We start from the raw sequence: 23277 nt of genomic DNA on the forward strand, positions 1-23277 counted from the left end.
GCAGCCACAGTGCAGGTATGGATGTTGTCGTAACCGGCGGCCGTGGGAGTTCCGGGCGCTGGATCGTCGACCGCCTCGCCGGACCGCATGACGTGACAGTGCTCGACCGCCGCCTCCCCGACGATGGGGGGCATCCGGCCGTCGGGTACCGAGCGCTTGACCTGACGGACGCCGGGGGCGTGTTCGACGCGCTCACCGCCATCGACCCGGATGCAGTGGTCCACTGGGCGGCGATTCCGGTCGCCGGGAACCACCCGGGGGTAGACCTGTTCCGGAACAACACGCTGGCGGCACACAACGTGCTCTCGGCGGCCGGCCGCGTCGGCGCTGACGTGGTGCAGGGCTCCTCGGATGGCGCGTACGGCTTCTTTTTCGCCGAAGAGACACCGGTTCCTGACGAACTCCCGATTACGGAACAGCACGCGCTTAGGCCGGAGGACGACTACGGGCTCTCGAAGGTCGTCACCGAGGAAATCGGGAAGACAATCGCCCGCCGGGACGGCATCGCTGTGGCGTCGATTCGCCCCTCCTGGATACAGATTCCCGGAGAGTACCCCTGTCGGGACGAGGGGTACGTCAACGACCTCGCGGCCGGCGCAGGCAACTACTGGTCCTACGTGGACGTGCGAGACGTGGTCGACCTCGTTGAGGCCGCGCTCGCGGGCGAGGTTTCGGGCCACGAGGCGTTCAACTGCGTCGGCCCCGACAACGCGCTGGGCCGGCCGCTGGTCGAACTCATGCGCGAGCAGTACGGTACTGTCCCGGACGATTGCACGGTCGAAGGAGACGCTGCGGCGTATTCGACGGCCAAGGCCACGGAACTGCTGGGCTGGGAGCCGACCCGTTCCTGGCGCGAGGCGGCCGACGAGAACGTGGCCGTGCCGACAGTCTGACCGGCAGCGGCCGAGACAACTGCGCCGTCAGTCGCGGGCGTGCAAGTCGCGCAGGCGGACGCCGTCGGGAACACGGTCGAGCGCCGTCGCCGGCCAGTCGTCGTGGACCAGCGTGAAGGACACGTCGGGATGGAGTTCGACCAGCCGCCGAACACCGTCTGCTGCGGCCTCGTAGGCCGCCCGGTCGGTCCGGTCAGGGACCTCCGCGGTCAGGGGGTATGTGTCGGCGAGTTCGCGCGGATACGGGCCAAACGGGGGACGGACGCCCCAGGTCTCGTCGTACTGTGCGCTGGAACTGCCTTCGGTCAGCAGCACCTCGTCGCCCTCGACTGGGAGGCGCTCCAGTCGGTTCTGATGGCGGCGGACCTCGGGCCGGCGAGCGCTTTCGTTCGAGGTGTAGAAGAAAGCGTCCTTCGAAACGGGGTCAGTCCGTTCGAGTTGCTCAGCGTGGTCCAGCAGCGCGCGGTAGCCGTCGAGCATGGCCGGGTGGCCGCGGGCGCGACTGTCGACCAGTTCCATGAGATTGCCCGAGCGGATCGCCTGCTTGACCGTCCGGATTTCGCCGTAGGTGACATGCAGGTTGTGTCTGGCGAGCAGCTCCTCGCGCTGGTCGGCGTCCATCGCATCGAGTTCCGCCGGCGTGTGGTCGGTACAGACCGGGCAGTGACACGGGAAGTAGCTCAGTTCGTCGAGCAGTTCCGTCCCCTGCACCGTGAGATAGCGGTCGTCGCGGGCATACAGCGCGTACGCCGCCGAATCGAACAGGTCACAGCCAAGCGCCGCCGCCATCGCGAACATCATCGGGTGGCCCGCGCCGAACAGGTGGACCGGGCCGACCTCCCCCAGCCCGCGCTTGCAGGCCGCGACCACATCCGCGAGGTCAGCGTAGCGGTACTCGTTCATTAGCGGGACGACGGCTCCCAGCGGGAACACGTCAAGTCCGGTCGAGACGGCATCTGCAGCGGCGCGCTCCCGCAGGTCCGGATACGTCGCGCCCTGAACCGGCGCACTGACGAGCATCTCGCCGGTGTCGACGGTAGCAGCGTGTTCGAGCCGTTCCTGTGTCGTTTTGAGTTCCTCGGTCGCCCGCTCGCGGTCCACGTCCGGCGGCGTCGGGATGTCCACCGGCGTGCCGATATCGGAGCCGATCTCGTGTTGGAACTCCAAAATCTCCTCAGTGGTCACGTCGATGTCGCCGTACTCGGCGAGCTGGAAGGACCCGGAGTCGGTCATGATAGCCCCGTCGAACCCAAGCAGGTCGTGGAGGCCTTGCTCTAACACAGGCTCACGGAGGTCATCGGAGCCGTGCAGGATGTAGCTGTTCGTGATGAGTATCTCCGCCCCGAACTCCGACGCCAACGTTGCCGGTGCAACCGTCTGGACGTGCGGATTGACCACCGGCAGGATGGTCGGTGTCTCGACGGTGACGCCGGCCCGTGGCACCGTTAGCTCGCCCAGCCGGCCCGCGGCGTCGTACTGGCGGACCTCGAAATTCGTCATTACACGTCGTCGTCGGTCAGCGCGCCTAAGGGTTGTGTTCCCCCGTGAGCGCAACCGTTCGAAATCGGGGGCAGCAGTGGACAGAGCGACGCGCCGGCCGGCACAGCGCCGCTATTCGTCGGGTCGGTCCGCCCCGCCGGGAACCAGTTTCCGTTCGGGTCGGTGGACGGTCCCGGAGTCCTCGTCGGCGACGTACGCCTGTGACGTCCGGAACATATCGACCACCTCGTCACGGGACCCGTAGGCGTCCTCGACAAGCCGTTCGAGCAACTCCGCCCGCGAAATCGGGTGGCCGGTCTGACGGCGGACAGCCGCGCGCAGTTTGTCCAGCCGGCGTTCCGTCTGTTTGTCGAGTTCGATCGATGCCATATGTTAGATGGTACCACCCCTCAGGTTTTCAAACTGTCGTCAGTTCAGCGCTCGAACAGGGCATAGTACATGATACCGACGGCAGACCGACTGTCACGGAGCGTCCCGTCGCGCACCGACTGGACTAGCGAGTCGAAATCAGCAGTGTCGACCCGGATCGATTCGTTGTGGTCGAGGTCCTGGTCGGCCGTGGCCGCACACCCGCGTGCGACGTAGTAGTGGAATACGTAATCGGTGTTGCCGTTGGCCGGTTCGCCCGTGTAGAGATGGTCGAGCGTGTCGGCCTCGTAGCCCGTCTCCTCGCGGAGTTCGCGGGCGGCGGCGACGGTCGGGTCGTCGTCTCCGTCCTCCATCGTCCCGGCCGGCAGGCCGCGGTTGACCCGTCGAACCGGCTGTCGCCACTCCTCAATGACGACCACGTCGCCGTCGGCGGTAAACGGGAGCACGATGACGCTCTCGCCGTGTTGCACGTAGTCGAACTCCTCCTCGGTTCCGTCGGGCAGGCGCACGTCCTCGCGGACGACATCGAATCCCGGACAGGCGTAGGCGGTTTCGGCACCGAGCGTTTCCCAGGTGAGTTCCTCGTCCATATCGGCAGTGTGGCCCCCACTGGCAAAACCGGCACGGGTCCACGAATATACAGGCACCAGACGGATACGACGTGGTGTGCTATGTGTAGTTGGAATGAGAATATCGACGTTCGGCCTCCTGGTCGGTGTCGTGTTGTTCGTCCTCCCGGCCCCCGGAACGTTCATCGCCGGGGGACTGGTGCTCGTCGCCGGCGCGCTAGCCCGCTGGGGCGGGCTCTGAGCGCAGGGGAAGAACTTACAGTTTGTCGGCGGCCTGCGCCTGCTCGGTCCGCCGCTCGGCCTGGTCGAGCCGCCGCCGGGCTGCATTCGACAGCGGGTCCGAAAGGTCGTCGTTGGCGTCCTCGATTCTGGTCGCGACGCGCTGGAGTCGGTCGGCGACGGCCTGGAGTTGTTTGTCAGCGTTCCCGCGGTCACCGGCCTCGGCGCGTTCCGTCGCCCGCTTGGCGGCCTCGACGACAGCGGCGAGTGACCGTTCGAGGCCCTGGATAGCGTTCTCGGAGCCACCGCTGCCGCTGTTTCCGTTCTCTGTCCCGTCATCATCGTCGTCGCTGTCGCCGTCCATCTGGTCTGCGACCGACTCCCGGGTTTCCTCGGCGATATCGACGAGGAACGACGCCAGCGACGCTTTGCCGGTGCGGGGCTGTTCGATTTGTGCCGCAGTGTCGGCCTCGGGGTTCGGGTTCACGCGGAACGCACCGATCTCGTCGTCGCGATCCCGGACTTCCGTCGTGTACGCGCCGCCGCCGTGGACGTAGACGGCATCGGGCTCCGAGAGCGGGGCGTCGTACAGCCGGCCCGCGAAGTCGTCCTCAACGGCGAGGTCGGTGAGGTCGCTGTCGGCTCCCGACGGATCGACTTCGAGGCGGGTCGCGTTCTCCCGGGCGACCAGGGGGAGTTCTCCATCGACTCCGGCTCGCGTCGGCCCGTCAGCCGACTCCGAGTCGTGGACCGACACCGTCTCGCTGTGTGGCGCGACGCCGGCCCCGTTGACGGTGAACCGGTGGTCGCCTTCGGGCACGTCCTGGACCACGGCCAGTCCAGAAAAGGTCGGGACGGCCTCGGGGTCGCTCTCTAGCAGGGCGACGGACTCGACGGCAGTGTCCTCGGTCGTCAGTCCCTCGTCTTCCGGTGCGTCGTCGTTCGAGACGGCTTCCGAGAGGCTGGCAACGACGGTCCGTATCTCCGCCGGTGCCCCGATGGCGTCGTATCGTTCAGCCAGCGCCGCCCGGTGGTTGGGCTCGGAGATGTCCGCGGCGGGGTTCTCGTATCGCGGCTGGTTCCAGGGTGCGCCCGTCGTCGTGATGTGGCCCGAGACGACGTCCTCGGCGAACTGGGGGACGGCGAACTCGAAGCTCAACTGCGGGCCGGTGAAATCGGCGATGTGCTCCAGTTCGCTGCTCGGCACGAGATCGTACTCGATGTCCGGGTCGGCCTCGCCGCGGTCAGTGTGCTGGAAGACGAGCCCCGTCTCCCGCGTCGGCAGGTCCGTCGGTGGTTGGGTGAGACTGTCGAACGAACGGATCGTGAGCGACTCCGAAATGAGGTCCTCGCGGCTGACCGACGGGAGCCGCTCGTGTTCGTACAGCGGCGCGCCCTCGTACTCCGGAACGAGGTAGGGGAGCCGGGACCCCTCGTCGCGCGGGAGCCCGTAAGCGACGGGGATCTCCGCGAGGTCTTCGATGGTTTCGACGGCGCTGTTCGTGATGTCCGCGAACCGGTCGCCCTCCGGCAGCCGGGTGAACCGGTCGCGAGCGTCGTTGACCGACAGCGCGCTAGAGTGTGACCCCAGTTCCGAGAGGATGCGTGGGACCATCTCCGGGTCGGGGTCGAGGAACTCGTTGTTGGGTACCTTCCGGGAGTGCGAGCTGGCGACGTACAGTTGCGGGTCGCCCGTCCCCGTGTCGACGAACACATGCAGGACCTCCCAGTCGTGCCAGTGGAAGTTCGTCGTGAACTGGTCGAACGCCGAGTAGAACCAGAACTGGACGACGGCGAGCGACGAGTTCTCGTACTCGACAACGTTGTAGAACGCCGTCGGGTCCGGCGGCTCCCCTTCGGTCATCCGCTCGTGATACCCGTCGAAGGCGTCGAACCCGTCGACGACGGTTTCCCCGTCCTGTTCGCTGGTGTACGGACGCGGGTCCGTCGGGAACCACGGCTCCGCCTGATCGAAGTACAGCGTCGGCGCGAACCGGCGCGCGAGTTCTTCGGCCCGTTCGCCCTCGACTGTCGAGGCCGCGTCGTCGCTCCCGCCTTCGAACGCCGAACAGCCGGCGACGGACGCGAGGCCGGCTCCGGCGACCGTCTGCAGAACCGCACGGCGGGACAGCGCGCCCCGGTCAGTCATCGATACCTCGTCGCGTCGATGCGTCGTCCGACAGCGCAACCGGCCGCTGTCTCCGAGCCCAATAATCCATACACTATTCAGCGAATCGCGGAGGAAAACCCTTCTGGCAGTCACCCAGTGTGCCCCGTCAGTACTGCTCGAACCCGTCCGTATCGAGGTAGTTGTGCGCGACCGTGATCGAGTGGTCAGCGTGGAGGGCCTTCGGCCCGAGCGAGACGCGCTCGTCCGCGCGGTCGGCCAGCAGCGTCGCTTCCTCGTCCCGGAAGTCGTGATGGTCCGAGAGGACGAACACCGGGTCCGACGGCGGTGCAACGTCGACGATGGGGTCGCCGTCCTCGTGCAACTGGACGACGGTTCCGCGGCTCGCCGCGTCGTCGAGCGTCCCCTCGAACCCCCGTCGCGTGAGCGACACGCCCGGCGAGGTCTCGACTGGGATGTGGCCGATAGCTTCCTCACGCTCTTCCAGCGCCTTGCGGATCAGCGCCGCCGTGGACCGTTCGTCCGGGTTCAGTCGGCGGAGGTCGCTCCCCTCGAACGTGACGGTGTACTCGTCCGCCAGGATCAGATGGACCCGAACGTCCTCGCGGATGGCGTGGCTCAGGAAGAACGCGCTGGTGACACACCGACAGAGCACGTCGAGCCGGCCGGCCGCGCCGGCCAGGTCGTCGAGAGAGAACTCCGGCGTCGTCGGGGCGTCGTGGCCGATGATGACGAACTGGCGCATACTGAGTCGTCACTCCACGGCGATTTACGTCCGTCGACTGCTGTCAGTACCGATACGAAAGTCGCTACAAACGCCGTCTGAGCGTCCAGAAAGGGTTTACCGGGTGCGACGAATCGCGGACTATGCGCAGACGTGCCCTCCTCGCGTCGGTCCCGGGTGTGCTGGCCGGACTCGCCGGCTGTTCGTTCGGCACCCTCGGCTCAGACGAGACCGCAGACGTAACGCCCGCACCACGCCCGACACAGTCACCAACCGACGCGAACGACAGCGGGACAGAGACGCCGACAGATAGCGGAGACCCGCCCCGACCCGAGAATCCGACGACCGTCATCGAACTGGAAACCGGGCCGCGAACCTATGCCCTCAGTTCGCCAGGGCTCCACACCGCCGACAGGGCGCGAGTCGGGCTCTGGTTCGACCAGACGGCGACCGACGACCATCCGGCCACGCTTCGGGGCTGGCTCCAGAACAGCAACGAGTTCGAGAACACGTTCAGGGTCAAGTGGATTCCAGGAGTCGGACAGACACACAGCCGCCAACCCAGCGGCTACGACCACGAAGCGCGCCTCCATCTCGCACCCACGGACAACAACGACCTCGCCGACGAAGTGCCCTCACTCGGCCGAACAGACGAGGGATACTGGCGCGTCGACGACGTCGGCCCGTGGATGCCAGAGACGTACCGGCTAAATCCCGGTGAACGGGTCAAGCTGGAGTACGCCCTCGTCGGCGAACCGGGCCAGTCCGGGCGGCCGACCGGCACCTACGAGTTCCGCGGTCAGGCCGGGTCCCTCTCGGTCTCCGTCTGGGACACGCGAAGTCCCGGTCCGGAAACCGATTCCCGGTTCGCCGGCCGCTCGCTTCCGGCGCTTCCCGGCGACGGCGACGTCCAGTGGTTCCACGACGCCGACAGGACGACCCCAGCCTTTGTTCGGCCCAGTACCGAACGCGCGGAACTAGATACGCAAGTCGGCTTCGAGATGGTCAACAACAGCCACGAGCGACTGCAATGCGGCCACTGGGACCTCTACAAGCTCGTCGACGGCGAGTGGTTTCACGTCGCACCAGCAGCCCACACCGCCGACTGTCGGCTCCTAAAACCGGGCAGTCAGGAGCAGTGGGGCCTCCGGGCGTTTAACGGACCAGCTGTCGGTTGTGGTACCGGCGACTGCCATTGTGATGGTCTCACACAGGGCTATCTCGGCGGCGGCGAGTACGCCATCGTTGCTGGCTACGGCCACGCGACGAACGAGAGTGCTGCTCTGGTTGCGCTAGTCGGTGACCGTGCTGCAGTGACCCCGACTGACGGCGTGCCGACGGCGCGCGACGGCGATACCGTTAGGGTGACGACCGACCGCCACGGCGACGGCGAACGGCCGGCCGACGCGACGTTCACGCTGACTCGCACTGACAACGCGAGCGAGCGGGTCATTGCCGAACAGGTGATGGCACACGGTCGGTTCGCTATGTCCGACGGCGGGCTTCGCAACGCCATCCCGTTCCTGACCGACGATGTGAGCCGCGTCGTCGTCGAAACCGACGAGCATGCTGTGGACGGCGTACTCGGGTACGATACAAGTCGTCGGCGGTTCCGGTTCCGCGGGCAGGCGTACGAAGTCACCCGGGGCCAGAGCGGTGGGTGACAGTCGATGCGGAGAGACGGTTCTGTTGCTCCTCAGTAGGAAGTCGAAAAATGGGGCCGGCGCGAATGTCGAACACGGGAAGACGGTCGCTCATTTCGTTCGCGCTGCGACTTCCCTGCTCGAATTCTCGGAGCCATTTCCTCACAACGGACACTCGTCGCTGTCGCTCCTCGTGATTGCGTTGCGATAGAAATGGGCCGGCGCGACGCGGAACTAACCGGTTTCGTAGGATGCTCATACTCGGTTCGCTGTCGATTCGTCGCTGATGGGTCAGTTGGTGTCATTGGGTGAACTCCAGTTCATTGATGAGTGGTCGGCGGCGGTCCTCCATCCGGTTGCGAAGCCGTCGCCGCCGCTGTTCGGGGTCTGCCTTGTCGTAGTGGTCTTCGATAGTACTCACCGAGGAATTGACGCGCTCCGCTACGTCCTCCGGCGGCCATCCTCGGTTTAGGTGCCACGTAATCGAACCCGTCCGAATCTGATGCGGGGACCGGCTCGACGGGCACTTGCTGGCGTGGGCGTACTCATTCCAGTCGCACTTCTCGATGTCCTTCTCGTGAGGGCACATCCCGTAGCTGCACGGGAGCGTGGCGAGGTAGCTCCACACTCGAATGGTGTTGGTCGTCGGCCGTCCACTCGCGCTCGCCAGCAGCGGCTGACGGCCATGCTCGTCCCGCACATCGTACCGACGGCCGTTGATGTACGCCTCCAGCGCGTCGGCCGTCTCTCTCGGAAGCGCCACCGGACGCTCACCGCGGCGCTTGTTCTTCAGCGGGGTGTCCGTCTCCGGTCGGTGGCGAAACTCGACGTAGGGGCTACTTCCCAGCTCCGTGTCCCGCAGGTCCAGGGCCCGCAGGCCGCCCTGTCGAGCGCCAGTGTTCCACGCGAGTTCAAGGAACGCGTGTTGCCGAGTTCCGTAGTCTCTGTCGCTCCCACGGTAATAGGACAGCAGTGCGGCTGCTTTGTCGGCAGCAAGTTTCGTATCGTTTGACCGGTCCTCTGGGTCGAGGTCAGGAATGCGGATTTTCTCTGATAGACCTTGGTCGACCGCTTCGAGGTCTTCGAGGAACTCGAAGAGCATCTTTAACGTCCACATCTCTCCTTCGAGCGTGGCCGGCGCGATCTCCGCGCTCCGCATCTCGTAGTATTCGTCCAAGTCGTAGCCGCGCAGTTCCCCGACCGTCTCTATGCCGACGGAGTCACACCACTCAACGAAGAGCTTCAGCCGGTACTCCCAGCCGTGAACGCTTTTTTCCGTGGAGTCGGACCGGCGACGTCGAAGGTAGCGCTGGCAAGCCTCGCGGGGAGATAGCTCTGTAGGGTCGCCCCGCCGTCTACCGCCGCGCGTCATGCCTCTAACTCACTCAGTTCGCTCTGGTCGTCGGGGAGCTGGCGGCGAACCTGCGGCTGGATGTTACGGAAGTCGTCGGCCCACTCCTGCATCTCGCCACGAACCGCTTCGACCTTCTCACGTAGTTCGTCGATACTGTCAGCTGAGACCTTCGCCTTCATCTTGTCGCGGTTGTTGCTATCACCGCCCCGCGTGAGTTCGACTGTGAGGCTATAGGCGTCAGTCACCGGCAACCACCACCTTGCCGCCAGAATCGTCGGCGCTGGCCTCCTCTCGCTGCTCGTCGTGAGCCACGCGCTTCGCCTTCGCGTACTCGCCGTCCGTGCCAGCGTCGTAGTACTCCGTCCGCACCTCTCGAATCGCCTCAATCTTGTGCGGCGGGAGTTTGACGCGGCGGTCACGCCACTCGGTGAGACGTACCCAGCCGCTTTCGAGCGTCTGGTAGTCCGCGACGTAGACGACGCCCTGGCCCCGAATCTGGACCATTGCCGGCGTGTACTCTGGGTGTAGTGGCAGGTCTTCGGGGTCAATCTTCTCGCCGTTCATGGGCCGTCCTCCGCGTCGTCGTCAGTCTTTTGCTGGCCGGCGTCGTCGTCTGAGTCGGGGGCTCGAAGGCTACTGGACATAGTTTACGCGGCCCCCTCGTTTCGACGCTCCTCGCTGTTCTCATCCACGCACAATACCGTGTCTTCGCAGCTGAACGGCGTCGTGTCGTGCTCGCGCAGCACTTGACGCACGTACTGCGATGCGTTCATATCGTACTTATCCGCTTCTCTGTCTATCTCATCCGCCATTTCTGGCGACATGGAAACAGACATTGTCAGAAATCGTGCCATGCATTAGTGACTTACTAACCACTATAGTCTTATATCTTTCTACTAGCTCTAGTTTATTCGTATAGGAATCATACACCAGTATGATACTGCCTTAGTTATTTACTAACCAATAATGCGATACTCGGGAGACTGGATGGTGCTCGCTGATGACCGAATCTTGGAATACGTCAGGGAGAACCAGACCGCCGGATCTACACAAATGGCCGACAGTGGATACGTTCGGTATTCACAGTCCTATATCTCGAAGAGGTGTAGAAAACTCGTGGAACATGGTCTACTAGAGCATTACGGGAATGGAGTGTATGGAATCACCGAACGTGGTGAGCGGTATCTGGATGGTGAGATAGACACCTCCGAAGATGTACCAGATGAAGTTGAGTCACACACCGACGACGGCCCCAGCGCAAGTGAGAACCACGAGCAGGCGTGAATGACACTGAGAAAATCGGCTTCTTGGATGAATCAGGTGGATGAGCGTATCATGGAGTGGATTCGTGAGAATGGGTTTGCATCACCAGGCATCCTCTCACGAGAACGTGGGTTCGATGTCTCTTCCGGCTATATTCGGGACAGGTGCAAGTGGCTTCAGTACGCTGGACTGCTTGCACCCGTCAGTGGCGATTTGTACGATCTGACGAGTGAGGGCATTCTGTATCTGAAAGGCGAGCTCGATGCGAGGCACTGCCCGCGGCCGACTCCAAGCAAGGTCTTCGAGGATCGGTATGCAACACCACCAGACTGGGTGGAAGCCCGTGGAAGATTTCGTGTCCATCTATAGAAATATGAGACAAGTTCCACCAGGCGAGCAGCCGCGCATTACCGACCTTTCGTCGATACAAGCAGAGAACTTCAAATTCAGGAATACAAGCTTTCTCTATGATAAAGACCTGCCGTATGATATGTTAAAGTACCAGTCCCGTGAAAGACTACGGCATCGAATCTGGAACGTACGGAATGGTGATTTAAGAAAGCTGATGCGACGATTTCCTATCAATCATAGTCTCTGTGAGCAGTGTGCTGGCTGGATGCACGCCGTAGCCGGTCGTCACTTTTTCCCTGATGCCAACCACCGGACTGCCCTGGCGCTTCTCAGAAAACTACTGAAAGACAACGGTATCGTCCCAGGTCAGTGGCCGCCACAGGTCCTACGCGAAACAGTCATTCGCTCACACAAAGTCCGGAAAGAAATTGAGGATATCAGACTGGATACGCTCTACAGACGGGACCGGATGTTTCTCGTCTGGATACTGTTCTTCAAAACGGTTCTCAGAAGTCCAACCGAAGAACGATAAGACAGCTATTCGTCGTCTTCAGGCGATGCAGCACAGGCTTCGTACAGTTCCTTGTTCTCCCGAACGTCACGCGCCATGTCGCGTTCGGACTCCCAGTTCATACTCATCTTGGTTAATTAGTTAGCAATTCAAAGGTATATTCTTTTGGGTACGCCACATGGCATACTACAAAATGGATCACAGCCACCCCACTTTTTCGCTCTCTCGCAGTTTCGCCTCGGGCGTGTGCGTCCCGCGATAGTGGTCAGGGAACGTCTGTAGACCGTCCCAGCAGCTCCAGTCACAGACTATCATAACGTCCAGTAAATGAAGCCTCAGCAAGACTAGTCGGTATGCACAACATCCACGTCGGTAAGTTCCAGAAGGGGCTCCTTGTCGAAATCATTCTTGTTGTGGGTAATGAAGGTGCCACCCTCGGTGTGTGCGGTAGCCAGGTTCAGGAGGTCCGCGGAGTCAAGAGTCACGCCCTGAGACTGTAGTTTCTCATCGAGATAGGCGGCTTCGAGCGCGGTGTCCGACGTGAACGGGAGTATCCGGTCAAGACTTGACCGGAGATGCTGTTGCTCTTGAAGCATATCGCTCCGACTGTCGTAGCGCTGAAACGACTCCCACGCGACGTGAGAGGGGATTGTCCATTCGTCGGTACGGTACTGCTTCAAATGCTCAACCACCGCTTCCTCGGAATTTCGAAGCTTAACCAGAATATCTCTGTCGAGAACAATCATCTACCGGCGGTCCTCCAGCGATTCATTCAGCCGTTCGCGGGCTTTGTCCATTTGCTCGATCTCTTTCTCGTCGACAGAGGGAAGTGACTCGGCTATTGCTTCTACGTCTTTCTCGCTTCGACTGAGTCGGTCCAGAAGGTCGTTGAAGCTTTCGTCGTCCCGCTTCAGGTCACGCAGTCGTTCTTTCACTTCGTCGGTGACTCGGATAGTGCTCATATGTATACGTTGTGTACAAGAGGTTGGTATCTGTTTCGGTGACTGAGAGAATTAGTCCGCTGTATGGTGAGAGGCCGGCAGCATCGTACCTGGATGTACCACCTCCGCGCTCTCGTCGCCGCCCTCGAGGAAGTCGACCTTCCCGCGCTCTCGTCGAATCGCCTCCGGGCTGAACTCTCCGAGGTAGTGCTTCCTGAACGTGTCCCAGTCCTCCCAACCCCCGAAGGACATCACGACCGACGGGATCACACCCTGTTCCAGTAGGTACGTGCCCCACGTCCGCCGGAGATCGTGAACGTCGAGGTACTGCCAACCCCTGTCGCCGGTTTCCTCTTCCAGTGCGTCAGCTGCACGCCGGACCCAGCGGTACACAGTTGACCCAGCCACGTCCAGCAGCGGCTCGTCGTCGTCCTGCTGGTACGCCAGCGTCTCCGCGATGGTAACGACTTCCTGCGGGACTGGCGGCTCTCGGTACTTGTCCCGCTTCGCGTAGCTCTCCCAGACTCGGATGTGATCGCCAGTCGGTCCGTCGACGAGGTCTTGCGGACATACCTCGATGATTTCCGAGCGCCGGAGTCCGACCCGACCGGCCAGTAGGAACGCGAGTCGTTGATGTGGCGTTTCGGCCTGCTCGATAAATCGCGTTAGTTCGTCGTCCGACAGCCACACCCGCTTCCCATCGTCGTTGTCGTAGTCCTTCAGCCTCATGCACTCGTTCCCCAGTTCTATTGCAAAACATCTAGTTTTTTCGGTCAACTCGGGGGTCAGCAGGGAACAAATAGAGCGAGATTGCACCAGAATGCCGGGTTCTCGGGCATATCTTTCATGCCGAAACTAAATTCTATAAATACCATTCACTCAGTCTTTTTCTGATAAGCGTCTGTTTCCACCCTTTTGGACTGCGATGCTCCAACACCATACACTATTCTTCGCAGAACCCTATCCGAAATATCTCGAATATGTCTTCCCTGTGTTGTTGTTACAGTCAGATGCAACCCATCCGGGCGAAAGTTTGGTTCAGCAGCGAGTTCAAAAGCAAGTTCTGGGATATTGCTCTCATATTCATATTTGGACTGTCCTGTGGATTTGTTAGGATTTTGTTCGTCAGGAAGTATAGAATCTATATCAGAGAAGTCTTCCTTTTCAAATTCATATTTCGAATAAAATTCGCGTGCATCTACAGAATGAAATCCATTCACCGTGCTGTAAACGTCGAATTTTATAGCTGTACGCTGTTGGAAGAATTCATCTAAAGGATGCTGGTTTCCTTCTTCTTGAACAAAAATTCTATTTCGGGCAACGAATTTGGAGACCAGTCTAGGGCGCCACTTAACACCATATAGTGTGGGAACGACTACATATTCTCCTAACTCTTGCGGTTCCAATTCATCTAAGGAACTTCTGATATTGTTCTTAACCGTATATCGATACGAAAGCAGTGTTAAGAGTGTAGCTGTTGAGGCTAAGATCCCTCTGCTTAGTGCTGGACCCAACTCAGTAGAACCATACTCTTTCGAAAGAAGTGTTACAATAGCTGTAATGCAAATCGAAATCCCTCCTAGTAAAATAAAGTCGATACTAAGATTCCTTTTTGTGAATTCCGTGAATTTATGAGAAGCAGATCTTAGAGAGAGGTCCATGTGCTATTGAGAACAGTTATTTTTAAAAGCTTAATGTCGCTTGACAATACGTTTCGTATTGAATCGCACACACCCAACAACTGAGCGAGAACACAAAATTTGCTCGCCTTAATTTGAAATATTCAAGCAATAAGTACGGCAAGTTAATATTCGGATTTCCGACTCTCCCCACAGAACCGGACACATTTTCTAGCAAGGATTTAAACCACTGAAGATTAATTGTCGCATAGTGACAGTCGGCCAGAGAGCGAGCTGACAAAAGCACGAACCCTGGTATTGAGGTTCGAATCCTCAGGGGGGAATCACAGCGGACACGAGAATCGTGTCCTCAAAACAGTTCGCTGCCTATTCGAAGCCGTAGAAAATATGACAATAGGAATTATCGCATCTGGCCTGACTGAATCGATTGCAAACGAGCCCGTGTCGTCGCTCACGGGGCTAATAATCATAGCGGCCGTGGCATACATCGGGACCGTCTCGGTGAGAGCATTACCCCCCTATCCTCGGTCCGTTAGCTCCTGAGTGGCATCTAACACCGACCCTTCGAATGGTTCTTTTAATCAATCGTACGACCTACGCTCACGATTATCTGATCGGCTGAGTAATGAACTACAGTCCTCCACTGAGTGAGAATCTGTCAGGCACAAAACGGCCGACTTTCACCCGAAAAACCGGACACTCAGAAAACCTCGTCCCACGGGATTTTGTGCTGCTTCCCCATCGAGTGACCCGAGCGGTTCCATCCGCCCCGATCTTGGACGAGGTTATTCACCGTCGACGGCTTCATGCGCGTGGTTCGGAGTACGCCGTCCGCCTCATCGAGGAACACAAACGCGTACCACGCTGTCGCTTGTGCGTCCGACGCGATGAGAGAGCGCGTCTGTCCTTCCCAGACGCGAAAGCGACCATCGCCGGGATACCTGTTGCCGACTGTCGTTGATGTCGATTTGACCTGGTATTTTGTCGCCCTGCTGGGGTGTCTGAGGTCCCACCAGTCCGGGTCAAGCGATAGGCCCTCCAAGCCGTACACCTCAGCCACGATCTCCTCGGCAACATCGCCAAACGACTTCGACCGCTGTAACCGCTCCTGTCGAGTCCGAGGGAGCGACCGGATATCGAGAACTTCCGTCACTCCTCACCACCGCCAGCCGCCGCCTCGAAGCGTACTATCTCTGCTGGCCGTAGCCCTAACCGCTTCGCCAGCCAAGCGATTCCCAGCCGGGAGAGCGCCGCACCGTCGGTGACCGCCAGCGTGACACAGAACCAGATGAGAGCGCCCAGCTGTACCCACGTCAGGTCAGGCATCGCTCTCACCTCCGTCCGTTGCCTTCGGTGGGTAGATACCTTCGTCGACGAGCGCCCGGCGGTGTGACCGGACATCCTCGACGAGCCCGGCGTCGTCGATCCCTTCCTCACCTCGGAGAACACGGACGGCTTTCTCTGCGGTTTCGTGGGCCGCTTGCGCCTCGTTGCGCGTCTCCTCGACGTAGCCGACCACGCGGCGGCCGACCCAGCCCGTGATACCGACCACGAGCATCGATGAGACGCTGACCGCCCATGCCGCTGCGGTGTACGGTTCAACCATCAGCGTCCCTCCAGATTGCCACGGCGCCAACGACGACGGCGATGAGTAGCAGCGTTCCGGGCACACCAAGTGTACCGGTCAACGCACCGAATACCTGCCCCAGTAGCCGTGCTACCGTCATCGAAGCACCACCACCGCAACGACCGCGAGGGCTGCGAGCGTTGTCTGTGGGGCAGTCAACGGCCCGACCGCCGGCAGCGTCGGGAACCCATCAGGTAGCAGGGCAGGCGGAGACTCTGGCCCGGTGTTCTCAGGCGGCGGGTCACTGCTTCCGTCAGGCGGATCGCCGTCACTGATGGGTGGGTACGTGGGTTCGTCGTTCGGCTCATCACCGGAGTCGGGTACACGCTTCTCGTAGACGTGCATCGTTCCATACGTCGTCGTCTGCTTGTCCCACGACGGGCCGCCAAGCAGCTGCACACCGAGTTCGTAGTCGCCCGGAATCAGGTCGAAGTTCTCCTGTAGCCTCTCCCACGGAACCCGATTCGAGATTGTAGCCGTCTGTCCGGCTTCAATCGTCTCAGTCTGACTCTGGACATGGGTATCATCGAATGTCCAGATGACCGCTGCCTCTCGTTCCTCGGAAGAGGTGTTCGTCACTTCGGCCTGTAGCTGTGGCTCGTATTCCTGCCGTCGGTCGACACGCGGATCGTCGGGACTATACACAGCGAACGAGGTCGTTCCGACTGATTCCAGTACGAGCCCGCCGTCTGGAATACCGCCAGCGAACGTCACCATTCAGATCACCACCAGCAGCACGACGGCTAGAGCGAACCCCAGCATCACCTGCTGGGTCGTTCCGCCAAGCGCATCTGCGATATCGCTAATCATCTCTGTCAGTCGGTCACCTGTCGTCGGCAGGGCCGGGTCCTGTGCATCAGAGTGAACGGTTACCTCCGCCGCCCGCTCTTCTGCAACCGTGTCATTCGGAACTTTCAGCACTTCCGCGGTGACGCTGTGTTCTCCACTACCCAGCGTTACTCGCTTGGTCACCGTCTTCGGGGCGCTATTGCCGTCAAGGCACTTCGTTTCTCGATGGACTTCTTGCCCGTCGACGTAGATGACGACCGGCGTCCGCCATCCAGTGTTGAACTGGAGTATCCCGCTCTGACACGTCCCATCCTGCGGGGCAATAATCGAACTCTCGTTTCCGACTGTGACCGTCACGGTGAACGATTCGTCTGGGCGGGCCTCGCTCGGTACGTCTATACTGTCGATATACGGCTCTGATTGGTCGATATTCAGGTTCACCATTATCCTAACATCCCTCCGAAGTCTGCCCCGGTCCCAGCGTACAAACCCTTGATCTCGACCGGGTCGAGAACGATCTCAGCGCGGTCATCAAGCGGGCCGATAGGCTCCTGTAGTGGGTTCCCATCAGCATCGATAGCCGGTGAGAACCATGTGTACTGAACTCCGTTAGGACCACCGTCCCGGCGCGCTACGCCCATAAACTGGCTGTACGTCGTAGCAAGACACGGGAGGTCACCCTGTGCGCTACCGTCGATAGCGGCCGCTGTCGGGAACACACCAGCCGACATCACCCATTCAACTTCGGGTAGTCGATTCCCGTCTGGATCCACCACCGAAACTCTCACCGGCCGGAATGCTGCGGGAATAAGTACCCCACTCCGGTTGGTGCTAGTGGCGTGGTCCCGAGAACGGGTGACCCGTGGCCGGTCGAGGGAGACGGTGATCGTATCCGCTCGGTCACCGGGCCGACGTGGGCGTGGCCGTATCGTGTCGGTCGTCGCACCAGCCGCGACAGCCGCCGCCCGTTGCGGAGCTGGACGCTCCGTACTCAGTGTTTCCCCGTCAGCAGCGGTTCCCGTCCTCGCCGGGATTGGGCGCGTCTGGCTCCCTGCGGTTGTCCCGGCCGATGCTTCAGTGTACGTCGCCATCGGATTACCTCATCCCGATACCGACCTGCGCGACGTTGTGGGCCTTCAGGAGCTTGTACAGGTTGTTCGCCCCGCTATCCTGTATCGTGTCCTCGTGGCTTGCGTCCTGACCGCTTTCCTCCCGAATCCACAGGTCGTGGGTCCCGATGATTGCATCGTTGTTGCGGTTGTTCCGATACTGCGAACTGGCAACGACGTTGTCGGTGGTAGTATAATTCGCGTAGTTGTTGTCGGGATTCACCATTCCACGGCCATGGTGTGTGCTTCCCGACTGCGTGCCGCTCATCGCCGGGAGGAAGTTTGTCCACTGCCTCTTTTCTCTATTATCGTAGTCGGCGTTGAACGCCTGTGCGTGCCATAGGGTCACGTAGTTACTTTCGCGGTTGGCCGCAGAGTCGAAGTCCCATGTCTTCGAGAGTTCAGCCATTCCGATGGCGATATCTTCGTCGTTACCGTCACCCTCGTTCCGTTCCGCGTAGAACGCCCATCCCGAGTCTGTGTAGTCCATGTAGTAGCTCACAGAGTGGGACATAGACATACGCTCACCCCCACGGTCGTCGGGAGCGTACGCCATCGGATCGTCATATCCGTCGTTTCCAGTCTTTTGTGCGACATCGTTGGCGTAGCGGTCTTCCCATGTCGTGTTCGCGGTATCCCACGAGGGACCGGATTCCATGGTGATGCCACCGCTGTATCTGTTATCTCGGATTTTGAGACGGTGGTTCTCGCCGTTCGGCGTCTCCAGCACGAACCACTCACCCGTAGTGAGCGGAGTCGCACCGCCGTTGGCTGATGTGTCGATGATACTCCAGCCACTGATACTGTCGATGTTGTCGCGGAGTGCCGCGAGCGCTTCGCCCCAGGTAACTGCGTTTGGTCCTGTAAACGTCATTTTACTTGAGTGCCAGCACGTTCAGGGAGGTACTGGCGTCTCCCTCGGTCATCTTCCGATACCACAGCTTTGAGGCACCCAGTCCGCCCGGCGGGGACAGAGAGAACGGCGCGTCCGACGGGGTCAGGGGGATGAACCGGTCAGCCTTATTTGTCGCCTTGAACGCGACAACTATCGGGGAGTCAAATCCGTAGACGACGACGGTATCCGCGGCGAAGTCCCACGAAACCGTCTGTTCGTCGGTATCGTCAACCGGAACGCCGGGTTCGCTGTAGTACACCGCTTCCGAGTCGCCTGAAACGTTCTGGTCGATGTCGTCGCCCCGCATCTCCATCAGCAGGGCCGCCAGCAGCGCGTTCGTTTCGTCTTCGAAAGCCTCGTACAGCACGTTCCTCGGTGCGCCGGGGAAGTACTGTTCAAGCAGATCGTCTATCGGCGTATCTGTCCCGATGAGTCCGTACCCGCTCATATCGACTGCCCCGAATCAGTGCCAGCACGGTCGCAGCCTGCACTAGCGAGGTCAACAGCGACGAGAACGGCGCTATCAGGTCGGCTACTACCCGGGCCTTCTCCGCAAGCCCTGCAAGCACGTTCCCGCCGCTGTCACACGGGCAGCCAGTATCGGTACTGCTGCTATCTGGGTCGTCAGTGTCGTGTAGAATCACCATGTGTTGGAACGGTGGCCCGTTAGGCCACCATGGTCTGGGTCACCTTTCGCCGGAGTTCAGCAGCCTCTTCATCCGGTCGAAGAGGCCGCTGATTCACCGGGATACTCACCTCGACGTTCTCCGCGTCGGCTGCCTCGACAGCCGTGGCGAACTCTGTGTCGAAGAACAGCAGGTCCATGTTGAACTTCGGCGGGAGCACACCGCGCATCCCGCTGTTGCGTCCGTCCCATGTGATCTGGCGGTCCGTCTCCGGCGAATCCGGGTTCGAGAACGCCCATGTGATACTGTCTTCGCTCTGAAGTTCCTGCGAGACATTGCCCTTCCCGCTGTTGCGCTTCTGTATCTTCGTCAGCCCGTGGCGCATCACCGCGTAGAAGGCGACTGAGACATCACCGTTCCCAGTCGTCTCTTTCAGCTCTGCCGACGCAACGAAATCGCCGTCAGTCCCGAACGTGCCCGTGTACTGCGTGTCTGTGCTGTCAGTAATGAGCGTATCCGGGTCACCGTCACCGTCGCTGTCGAAGTAGCCGACGAGCGAGGCGTCAGTCGTGTACTCGCCGGCAGTCACGTCGTCCATGTAGTCGACGATCGGGGCCTCGGGAGTGAGGTCGACCGTGGTAGTGTCGCCCCCTGCTGCCGTCGCTGTCTGTTTGCCGACGAGTGCTACCACTAGCGGCATCCCGACTGGAACCTTCCAGACCTGCGTGCTCGGGACCTTCGTCGTCGCGACGATTCCCTCTGAACCGGGCTGGTAGCTCTTGAAATCGAACATCTCGGAACCGAGGTAGACCGTCTTCCCCGGCCGTGCGTTGGCTCCGCTCATGGTCTACCGGTTGTCCACCTGCATGGGGTAGTTGAAGAACAGCGTTGCCGGGTCGACCACGTCGGGGCCGTTCACCAGAAGTGCCAGCTCGTCAGCGTCTTCCAGCGTCAGCCGCCCATTTGGAACTCGATCACGGAGGAACCGAACCCGGCGGCGCTGTGCGTTCTCGCCGGACTGCTGGTCCTTCAGCGACAGCGTGTTGAATGGAGAGACGGCGAACTCGCTGATGACTGTCCACGAATCCAGCGGGTCGTTTGGTTCCCGATAGCCGAAGCCGATCTTCGTCGAGCGCGAGACGTTGCCGCCGTCCTTGGCTTCAACGTCGAGAATCGCCGGCGATCCCTGTGCGATAGAGATAGCGATTCCCTCCGGCACGTCCCAGGTCGTGATCGGCGTCGGCGTACCCGCGACGTTCTCCGAGACTGTCGCGTACTGGAGTTCCGTGCTGAGTGTTTCGTCGGTCATCAGTTGGCCCTCCGTGCAGCGTCGAAGCTCTGGACACCGAGCATAGCGAAGCCGATTCCGATACCGATAGCGAGCATCCCGAGCGAGCCCCGAAGCGGGCCGACCCATGCTGCCGCGATGAGCCCGAGCCCGATGAGCGAGAAGGCCCCGCCGGTCACCATCGACGCAGAGCCAAGGTCACCCTCAAACACTGCATTCGATACATCCACCAGTCGATCCTCGATGTTGATACCTCCTGCCGACATCAGAACGGGAAGCCCTGCCGCCGCGCTGGCACCGATAGCAGCGTTCCGTTCAGAGACTTGTAGTGCCATGATTCAGATGATGAAGTAGCCCGCGATGATTGCAGCCCCGAACCCGCCCACAGCAGCGATTCCGATGGGCGTTTTCAGGAACTCGACGATACCATTGGACCCGGAGCTACTGGGTGACCCACCCGACTCCGAGTTTCCGCTTGTGCTGGTCGAAACCATGCGACCAGTAGTTGCCGCGAGGGATGATTCAGTATTTGTTTGTTGACAACACCGATAGCGAATGGCCGCGAGAAGTCTGTACGCGCTATTTTACGCTATCGTAAGTGCGCCGGAATCTCAACCGGCCCTCGGATAGTCGATGATGCTCCAGCCACATCTTTGTACGTGAGGAACTGGTACGCGTTCGGGTCCATTTCGGTCACCCGGTGCTTGTCGGGGATACTCACCTTGCTGAACTTGCTGTCTTCGTGGTCTCCGTAGGCGAAAATCAGGTAGTTGTCCGTCTGTGTCCAGATCTGATCGTGGACTTCTTTCGCCTTGTGAGCGGCGAGTACTAATCCACAGTTAGCGTGGGTGACGTGCCACTTCACGAGGTGCTGAAGGACTTCGGGAATATGATGTGCGGACATCCAGTTGTGTGCCTCATCGAGATAGAGGTAACACCGCTTGAGCTGGCCGAACGCTCGAAGGTACTCGTCGAGGACATCTTCGGTGAACGGGTTCTCTCGAATCACCTGCTGAGTGTTGCCGCGCATCCAGTGGTCGAGCACGTCACCGGGATTATCGGGAAACACCGCACCCGGTGGCCCATGCTCGGCGTTCGGATCGATACAGATGTAGCGCTCTGTCTGGGTCAACAGGTGCTCGAAGAGCACTGACTTCCCCGAGTTCTTCTGGCCGAGGATGACCGAGATTTCGCTCAGGTCAATATCCATCGCTTGCTACTGCCCCTCGCTGCCGCTGTACTCGCCGGGTTCCGGTACGTCGACGTCAAGCTCATCGTACAGCCCACGCCGAGTGAGTACGTCGTCAAGCGTAGCGATAGCGTAGGCTGTCGCCTCCGGCCTCGCAAGCGCGTACTGCGAGAAGAGATGGATGAATGTCTCAGGACCAAACTGGTCCTCCGCGCGTTGTGGGTCGAGGCCGAACATCGGAGCGAACCCCTGTAGCTTCGCCTCGATCTGGTCGACTGTTTCCTCATTGTCGACAAGAGCGGACCATCCCAGTCCGCGAAGATCTTCCTCCACCTCGTAGAGTGTCCGGGCCGTTGCACCACTGTCGTCGGCAACTTGTTTGAGTCGCTGCGTTCGTTCTTCGGGCGATTCGTCTGCCTGACTCGCTAATAACGCGAGCTGCTGAATGAGTTCCTGCATGATTACCAGGTACTGCTGTCTTCAAAATCGAATTCGCTTTCTGCGCTGTTCTCGCTCTGTTCTGCTCTGTGTTCGGCGCGAGTGTCGCGGCGATCTCGACGGCCGTCCTGACCGCGTACCGCTGTCACGTCGTCGTTGAAGTCAGGAGGGTCTTCGCTCTGTTTCCGGTCAGTCTCAACCGGGTCAGTATCTCGATGGCGACGATAGCGCATCGCTCGGCCCCCAGCGGTCCCCAGCATCGATAGAGCGAACATCGCTGTCGGGCCGACATCGACATCGTGCTCGTCACACATGGCGATGAACAGCTCTGCATTGGCCGCTTTCTCCTGTTCAGAGAGTTCCCAGCCCTCCCAGTCAGTCATCGTCGCGGTCATCGAGAAGGGCATTCCAATGAGGTGCTTCACGACCGTCTCATCAACTACCATGCCGCTGGCCTGCTGGGTTCCCGCTGGTGAGTGGGCACCGCCGGAGTCGGGTTGTTCCTCGGCACTATCGCCGCTCTCTCCTGACTCTTCCCCGAAGGCATCAGCAAACGTCTCACGGACTTCCTCGCGGCGCTGTCGTTCTCCCTCGCTATCTGCTTCCGCTACGATTTCGTCTGTTGAACGGTCGCTATTGCCGCGTATCCGGTCCAACAAGCCACCGCTATCCTCGCTGTTCTCGCTACTGTCGTTCTGCTCCTGCTGTTTTGGTTTTTCAGCGTGTTCGCTATTCTCGCTCTGGTTCGCTGGTGACGCCGACTCACTCGGTTCGAGGTCGTCTGGTGACAGCCCGTCTAAGTCGACACCGCTGGGTGGTTCTACTGCTGTTCCTTCGTCGTCTGGCGCTCCTTCAGGGGATAGCTTCTCTTTCCCCTCGTGACCGACGGAGATGGCGTCTGTCTGTGTTTCTGTGCTGGCGCTCGTACTCTCTGAGTTTGTCACTGTCTGGGTTCCTCCCTCCGGTTCGCTATCGTTGCCACTGTCGACGTTCTCGCTCTCACTGAGTGCGAGTGTATCTGTGAGAAAATTCTCTAATTCTGCCTCCTCTACACCGACAATTCGCCCGTACCCGTGTTCCCCAGCGAGACGCTGTTTCTCGCTGTACGGTAGCGCCTCTAATTCCGCTACTGTAGAAGGGTCCGCGGGTTGGGAGCTGTCTGTTTCCTCGCTGGCGGCCATGCGGCCGGCGATAGTGGCACTACTACCAAG

Annotated in this window: 33 protein-coding genes; 4 read left to right on the forward strand and 29 right to left on the reverse strand. The window is 60.5% G+C overall.

What is annotated here, in order from left to right; translation table 11 throughout:
- Positions 1–17 precede the first annotated feature (17 nt).
- Positions 18–893 (forward strand): NAD(P)-dependent oxidoreductase, encoded by an 876-nt coding sequence (locus tag Har1131_RS15150; RefSeq protein WP_014039482.1) that lies wholly within the window; start codon positions 18–20, stop codon positions 891–893.
- Positions 894–920: 27 nt separating this feature from the next.
- Here Har1131_RS15150 and tgtA read toward each other — a convergent pair whose 3' ends face one another.
- The 3 genes from tgtA to Har1131_RS15165 all read right to left on the reverse strand — a co-directional run bounded on the left by tgtA (position 921) and on the right by Har1131_RS15165 (position 3352).
- The gene (gene tgtA / locus Har1131_RS15155) at positions 921–2393 is read right to left on the reverse strand and encodes a tRNA guanosine(15) transglycosylase TgtA (RefSeq protein WP_151147125.1); all 1473 of its coding nucleotides are present in this window, start codon (positions 2391–2393) and stop codon (positions 921–923) included.
- A gap of 111 nt (positions 2394–2504) precedes the next feature.
- Positions 2505–2762, reverse strand: coding sequence for a hypothetical protein (locus Har1131_RS15160; RefSeq protein WP_014039480.1), 258 nt, complete (start codon positions 2760–2762; stop codon positions 2505–2507).
- Positions 2763–2806: 44 nt separating this feature from the next.
- Positions 2807–3352, reverse strand: coding sequence for an NUDIX hydrolase (locus Har1131_RS15165; RefSeq protein ID WP_064287544.1), 546 nt, complete (start codon positions 3350–3352; stop codon positions 2807–2809).
- 94 nt (positions 3353–3446) lie between these two features.
- Here Har1131_RS15165 and Har1131_RS22560 point away from each other — a divergent pair, with 94 nt between their 5' ends.
- Positions 3447–3572 carry a hypothetical protein gene (locus Har1131_RS22560; RefSeq protein WP_023843119.1) on the forward strand — a complete coding sequence of 42 codons (126 nt, stop codon included), beginning with the start codon at positions 3447–3449 and terminating at the stop codon, positions 3570–3572.
- Between the two features lie 15 nt (positions 3573–3587).
- On the opposite strand, the gene Har1131_RS15170 is transcribed toward Har1131_RS22560, so the two are convergent.
- Positions 3588–5699 carry a hypothetical protein gene (locus Har1131_RS15170; protein WP_191907483.1) on the reverse strand — a complete coding sequence of 704 codons (2112 nt, stop codon included), beginning with the start codon at positions 5697–5699 and terminating at the stop codon, positions 3588–3590.
- A gap of 127 nt (positions 5700–5826) precedes the next feature.
- Complete coding sequence (trmY, locus tag Har1131_RS15175; protein ID WP_014039477.1) at positions 5827–6423, reverse strand: tRNA (pseudouridine(54)-N(1))-methyltransferase TrmY; 597 nt, start codon at positions 6421–6423, stop codon at positions 5827–5829.
- A gap of 122 nt (positions 6424–6545) precedes the next feature.
- On the opposite strand from trmY, the gene Har1131_RS15180 reads away from it, so the two are divergent.
- Positions 6546–8066: a hypothetical protein gene (locus Har1131_RS15180; protein ID WP_014039476.1), complete on the forward strand. Its 1521-nt coding sequence runs from the start codon at positions 6546–6548 to the stop codon at positions 8064–8066.
- Between the two features lie 280 nt (positions 8067–8346).
- On the opposite strand, the gene Har1131_RS15185 is transcribed toward Har1131_RS15180, so the two are convergent.
- The 4 genes from Har1131_RS15185 to Har1131_RS15200 form a co-directional block, all read right to left on the reverse strand.
- Positions 8347–9417, reverse strand: a complete 1071-nt coding sequence (locus Har1131_RS15185; protein WP_151147128.1) for a tyrosine-type recombinase/integrase — start codon at positions 9415–9417, stop codon at positions 8347–8349.
- Positions 9414–9644: a hypothetical protein gene (locus Har1131_RS15190; RefSeq protein WP_129756010.1), complete on the reverse strand. Its 231-nt coding sequence runs from the start codon at positions 9642–9644 to the stop codon at positions 9414–9416. Before Har1131_RS15190 ends, Har1131_RS15185 begins: the two co-directional genes overlap by 4 nt.
- Positions 9637–9963 carry a hypothetical protein gene (locus Har1131_RS15195; RefSeq protein ID WP_151147131.1) on the reverse strand — a complete coding sequence of 109 codons (327 nt, stop codon included), beginning with the start codon at positions 9961–9963 and terminating at the stop codon, positions 9637–9639. Before Har1131_RS15195 ends, Har1131_RS15190 begins: the two co-directional genes overlap by 8 nt.
- An 83-nt stretch (positions 9964–10046) precedes the next feature.
- Positions 10047–10253, reverse strand: a complete 207-nt coding sequence (locus Har1131_RS15200; protein WP_225308127.1) for a ribbon-helix-helix domain-containing protein — start codon at positions 10251–10253, stop codon at positions 10047–10049.
- Between the two features lie 112 nt (positions 10254–10365).
- Here Har1131_RS15200 and Har1131_RS15205 point away from each other — a divergent pair, with 112 nt between their 5' ends.
- Positions 10366–10683: a MarR family transcriptional regulator gene (locus Har1131_RS15205; RefSeq protein ID WP_151147134.1), complete on the forward strand. Its 318-nt coding sequence runs from the start codon at positions 10366–10368 to the stop codon at positions 10681–10683.
- A gap of 1185 nt (positions 10684–11868) precedes the next feature.
- On the opposite strand, the gene Har1131_RS15225 is transcribed toward Har1131_RS15205, so the two are convergent.
- From Har1131_RS15225 to Har1131_RS15305, 20 genes are all read right to left on the reverse strand, one after another.
- Positions 11869–12270: a type II toxin-antitoxin system VapC family toxin gene (locus tag Har1131_RS15225; protein WP_151147140.1), complete on the reverse strand. Its 402-nt coding sequence runs from the start codon at positions 12268–12270 to the stop codon at positions 11869–11871.
- Positions 12271–12486 (reverse strand): antitoxin VapB family protein, encoded by a 216-nt coding sequence (locus Har1131_RS15230; protein ID WP_151147143.1) that lies wholly within the window; start codon positions 12484–12486, stop codon positions 12271–12273.
- Between the two features lie 51 nt (positions 12487–12537).
- Positions 12538–13194, reverse strand: coding sequence for a site-specific integrase (locus Har1131_RS15235; RefSeq protein WP_121303816.1), 657 nt, complete (start codon positions 13192–13194; stop codon positions 12538–12540).
- A 146-nt stretch (positions 13195–13340) separates the two neighbouring features.
- Positions 13341–14126, reverse strand: coding sequence for a hypothetical protein (locus Har1131_RS15240; RefSeq protein WP_151147146.1), 786 nt, complete (start codon positions 14124–14126; stop codon positions 13341–13343).
- Positions 14127–14805: 679 nt separating this feature from the next.
- Positions 14806–15258 (reverse strand): hypothetical protein, encoded by a 453-nt coding sequence (locus Har1131_RS15245; RefSeq protein ID WP_151147149.1) that lies wholly within the window; start codon positions 15256–15258, stop codon positions 14806–14808.
- Positions 15255–15431, reverse strand: coding sequence for a hypothetical protein (locus Har1131_RS21855; protein WP_191907484.1), 177 nt, complete (start codon positions 15429–15431; stop codon positions 15255–15257). Before Har1131_RS21855 ends, Har1131_RS15245 begins: the two co-directional genes overlap by 4 nt.
- Positions 15424–15711, reverse strand: coding sequence for a hypothetical protein (locus Har1131_RS15250; RefSeq protein ID WP_064287529.1), 288 nt, complete (start codon positions 15709–15711; stop codon positions 15424–15426). Before Har1131_RS15250 ends, Har1131_RS21855 begins: the two co-directional genes overlap by 8 nt.
- Complete coding sequence (locus Har1131_RS22565) at positions 15704–15832, reverse strand: hypothetical protein (RefSeq protein WP_255359460.1); 129 nt, start codon at positions 15830–15832, stop codon at positions 15704–15706. The genes Har1131_RS15250 and Har1131_RS22565 overlap by 8 nt, the downstream gene beginning before the upstream one ends.
- Positions 15829–16449, reverse strand: coding sequence for a hypothetical protein (locus Har1131_RS15255; protein ID WP_151147152.1), 621 nt, complete (start codon positions 16447–16449; stop codon positions 15829–15831). The genes Har1131_RS22565 and Har1131_RS15255 overlap by 4 nt, the downstream gene beginning before the upstream one ends.
- On the reverse strand, positions 16450–16965 hold the full coding sequence (locus tag Har1131_RS15260; protein ID WP_121511238.1) for a hypothetical protein: 516 nt from the start codon (positions 16963–16965) through the stop codon (positions 16450–16452). It lies immediately after the preceding gene.
- Positions 16965–17252, reverse strand: coding sequence for a hypothetical protein (locus tag Har1131_RS15265; protein ID WP_121511239.1), 288 nt, complete (start codon positions 17250–17252; stop codon positions 16965–16967). Before Har1131_RS15265 ends, Har1131_RS15260 begins: the two co-directional genes overlap by 1 nt.
- 364 nt (positions 17253–17616) lie before the next feature.
- Positions 17617–18504, reverse strand: coding sequence for a hypothetical protein (locus Har1131_RS15270; RefSeq protein ID WP_151147155.1), 888 nt, complete (start codon positions 18502–18504; stop codon positions 17617–17619).
- A gap of 1 nt (position 18505) precedes the next feature.
- Positions 18506–18973, reverse strand: coding sequence for a hypothetical protein (locus Har1131_RS15275; protein WP_121511241.1), 468 nt, complete (start codon positions 18971–18973; stop codon positions 18506–18508).
- A 218-nt stretch (positions 18974–19191) separates the two neighbouring features.
- Positions 19192–19995: a hypothetical protein gene (locus tag Har1131_RS15280; protein ID WP_058992721.1), complete on the reverse strand. Its 804-nt coding sequence runs from the start codon at positions 19993–19995 to the stop codon at positions 19192–19194.
- 3 nt (positions 19996–19998) lie between these two features.
- Positions 19999–20460, reverse strand: coding sequence for a hypothetical protein (locus tag Har1131_RS15285; protein WP_058992723.1), 462 nt, complete (start codon positions 20458–20460; stop codon positions 19999–20001).
- Positions 20460–20774: a hypothetical protein gene (locus tag Har1131_RS15290; RefSeq protein WP_058992725.1), complete on the reverse strand. Its 315-nt coding sequence runs from the start codon at positions 20772–20774 to the stop codon at positions 20460–20462. The genes Har1131_RS15285 and Har1131_RS15290 overlap by 1 nt, the downstream gene beginning before the upstream one ends.
- 3 nt (positions 20775–20777) lie before the next feature.
- Positions 20778–20933: a hypothetical protein gene (locus tag Har1131_RS21860; protein WP_155120719.1), complete on the reverse strand. Its 156-nt coding sequence runs from the start codon at positions 20931–20933 to the stop codon at positions 20778–20780.
- Between the two features lie 95 nt (positions 20934–21028).
- The gene (locus Har1131_RS15295) at positions 21029–21649 is read right to left on the reverse strand and encodes a hypothetical protein (protein WP_058992728.1); all 621 of its coding nucleotides are present in this window, start codon (positions 21647–21649) and stop codon (positions 21029–21031) included.
- Positions 21650–21655: 6 nt separating this feature from the next.
- Entirely contained in the window at positions 21656–22087 is a 432-nt protein-coding gene (locus tag Har1131_RS15300; protein WP_151147157.1) for a hypothetical protein, read from the reverse strand.
- A gap of 2 nt (positions 22088–22089) precedes the next feature.
- On the reverse strand, positions 22090–23247 hold the full coding sequence (locus Har1131_RS15305) for a hypothetical protein (protein WP_151147160.1): 1158 nt from the start codon (positions 23245–23247) through the stop codon (positions 22090–22092).
- Positions 23248–23277: the final 30 nt, after the last annotated feature.

It is taken from the genome of Haloarcula sp. CBA1131, from assembly GCF_008728975.1.
In the GTDB taxonomy this organism is placed as follows: Archaea; Halobacteriota; Halobacteria; order Halobacteriales; family Haloarculaceae; genus Haloarcula; species Haloarcula hispanica.

Coding starts and splice junctions, on each gene's coding strand:
- Har1131_RS15305 (WP_151147160.1), bottom strand. CDS start 23,247: ATGGCCGCCAGCGAGGAAACAGACAGCTCCCAACCCGCGGACCCTTCT.
- Har1131_RS15150 (WP_014039482.1), top strand. CDS start 18: ATGGATGTTGTCGTAACCGGCGGCCGTGGGAGTTCCGGGCGCTGGATC.
- Har1131_RS15275 (WP_121511241.1), bottom strand. CDS start 18,973: ATGAGCGGGTACGGACTCATCGGGACAGATACGCCGATAGACGATCTG.
- Har1131_RS15205 (WP_151147134.1), top strand. CDS start 10,366: ATGCGATACTCGGGAGACTGGATGGTGCTCGCTGATGACCGAATCTTG.
- Har1131_RS15170 (WP_191907483.1), bottom strand. CDS start 5,699: ATGACTGACCGGGGCGCGCTGTCCCGCCGTGCGGTTCTGCAGACGGTC.
- Har1131_RS15270 (WP_151147155.1), bottom strand. CDS start 18,504: ATGACGTTTACAGGACCAAACGCAGTTACCTGGGGCGAAGCGCTCGCG.
- Har1131_RS15230 (WP_151147143.1), bottom strand. CDS start 12,486: ATGAGCACTATCCGAGTCACCGACGAAGTGAAAGAACGACTGCGTGAC.
- trmY (WP_014039477.1), bottom strand. CDS start 6,423: ATGCGCCAGTTCGTCATCATCGGCCACGACGCCCCGACGACGCCGGAG.
- Har1131_RS15260 (WP_121511238.1), bottom strand. CDS start 16,965: ATGGTGAACCTGAATATCGACCAATCAGAGCCGTATATCGACAGTATA.
- Har1131_RS15200 (WP_225308127.1), bottom strand. CDS start 10,253: ATGGCACGATTTCTGACAATGTCTGTTTCCATGTCGCCAGAAATGGCG.
- Har1131_RS15255 (WP_151147152.1), bottom strand. CDS start 16,449: ATGGTGACGTTCGCTGGCGGTATTCCAGACGGCGGGCTCGTACTGGAA.
- Har1131_RS15195 (WP_151147131.1), bottom strand. CDS start 9,963: ATGAACGGCGAGAAGATTGACCCCGAAGACCTGCCACTACACCCAGAG.
- Har1131_RS15165 (WP_064287544.1), bottom strand. CDS start 3,352: ATGGACGAGGAACTCACCTGGGAAACGCTCGGTGCCGAAACCGCCTAC.
- Har1131_RS15160 (WP_014039480.1), bottom strand. CDS start 2,762: ATGGCATCGATCGAACTCGACAAACAGACGGAACGCCGGCTGGACAAA.
- Har1131_RS15285 (WP_058992723.1), bottom strand. CDS start 20,460: ATGACCGACGAAACACTCAGCACGGAACTCCAGTACGCGACAGTCTCG.
- Har1131_RS15225 (WP_151147140.1), bottom strand. CDS start 12,270: ATGATTGTTCTCGACAGAGATATTCTGGTTAAGCTTCGAAATTCCGAG.
- Har1131_RS22560 (WP_023843119.1), top strand. CDS start 3,447: ATGAGAATATCGACGTTCGGCCTCCTGGTCGGTGTCGTGTTGTTCGTC.
- tgtA (WP_151147125.1), bottom strand. CDS start 2,393: ATGACGAATTTCGAGGTCCGCCAGTACGACGCCGCGGGCCGGCTGGGC.
- Har1131_RS15250 (WP_064287529.1), bottom strand. CDS start 15,711: ATGGTTGAACCGTACACCGCAGCGGCATGGGCGGTCAGCGTCTCATCG.
- Har1131_RS15235 (WP_121303816.1), bottom strand. CDS start 13,194: ATGAGGCTGAAGGACTACGACAACGACGATGGGAAGCGGGTGTGGCTG.
- Har1131_RS22565 (WP_255359460.1), bottom strand. CDS start 15,832: ATGACGGTAGCACGGCTACTGGGGCAGGTATTCGGTGCGTTGACCGGT.
- Har1131_RS15240 (WP_151147146.1), bottom strand. CDS start 14,126: ATGGACCTCTCTCTAAGATCTGCTTCTCATAAATTCACGGAATTCACA.
- Har1131_RS21855 (WP_191907484.1), bottom strand. CDS start 15,431: ATGCCTGACCTGACGTGGGTACAGCTGGGCGCTCTCATCTGGTTCTGT.
- Har1131_RS15280 (WP_058992721.1), bottom strand. CDS start 19,995: ATGAGCGGAGCCAACGCACGGCCGGGGAAGACGGTCTACCTCGGTTCC.
- Har1131_RS15290 (WP_058992725.1), bottom strand. CDS start 20,774: ATGGCACTACAAGTCTCTGAACGGAACGCTGCTATCGGTGCCAGCGCG.
- Har1131_RS15295 (WP_058992728.1), bottom strand. CDS start 21,649: ATGGATATTGACCTGAGCGAAATCTCGGTCATCCTCGGCCAGAAGAAC.
- Har1131_RS15300 (WP_151147157.1), bottom strand. CDS start 22,087: ATGCAGGAACTCATTCAGCAGCTCGCGTTATTAGCGAGTCAGGCAGAC.
- Har1131_RS15265 (WP_121511239.1), bottom strand. CDS start 17,252: ATGTCGGCTGGTGTGTTCCCGACAGCGGCCGCTATCGACGGTAGCGCA.
- Har1131_RS15180 (WP_014039476.1), top strand. CDS start 6,546: ATGCGCAGACGTGCCCTCCTCGCGTCGGTCCCGGGTGTGCTGGCCGGA.
- Har1131_RS15185 (WP_151147128.1), bottom strand. CDS start 9,417: ATGACGCGCGGCGGTAGACGGCGGGGCGACCCTACAGAGCTATCTCCC.
- Har1131_RS21860 (WP_155120719.1), bottom strand. CDS start 20,933: ATGGTTTCGACCAGCACAAGCGGAAACTCGGAGTCGGGTGGGTCACCC.